This is a genomic window from Cecembia lonarensis LW9, from assembly GCF_000298295.1.
GTDB classification, from domain to species: domain Bacteria; phylum Bacteroidota; class Bacteroidia; order Cytophagales; family Cyclobacteriaceae; genus Cecembia; species Cecembia lonarensis.
In genome coordinates, this window is sequence record NZ_AMGM01000329.1 from 1 (window position 1) to 566 (window position 566).

Annotated in this window: 1 protein-coding gene; it reads left to right on the plus strand. The window is 65.4% G+C overall.

What is annotated here, in order from left to right; genetic code table 11:
* Window positions 1-566 (plus strand): alpha/beta fold hydrolase (locus tag B879_RS24320; protein ID WP_040401685.1); only part of this gene is annotated, 566 nt, incomplete at both ends.

Genomic DNA, 566 nt, shown 5'->3' on the forward strand with positions numbered 1-566 from the left:
CACCATCAAAGATTCGGTGCGCGTGGAGGCCCGACTCGCCGACGAGCTAGGCATCAAGACCTGGCATGCGGTGTTTGGCGGCTCCCTGGGTGGGGCTCGTGCGCTGGAGTGGGCCATCGAGTTCCCCGAACGGGTCCGACATTGCGTGGTCGTAGCGGCCACTGCCGAAGCCTCGGCCGAACAGATTGCCTTCGCCCAGGTCCAAACCGCGGCGATCCGCTTGGATCCGGACTTCGCCGGCGGCGACTACTACTCCAATGATCGGGTGCCCTCGGCAGGGTTGGGCATTGCCCGGCGTCTGGCCCACATCACCTACCGCACGGCGTCCGAGCTGGATGTCCGTTTCGGCCGTGCAGCACAAGGTGAGGAACGGCCGATATCCAGCCACGGACGGGAACGTGGCCGGTACCAGGTGGAAAGCTACCTGGATCACCAGGCCGACAAACTGGCGGGTCGATTCGACGCCAACAGCTATCTGGTACTCACCGAGGCCTTGATGAGCCATGACGTCGGCCGCGGGCATGCTTCGCTCGAGGCCGCGCTGGAGCGCTCCCTGGGTGTGCAGT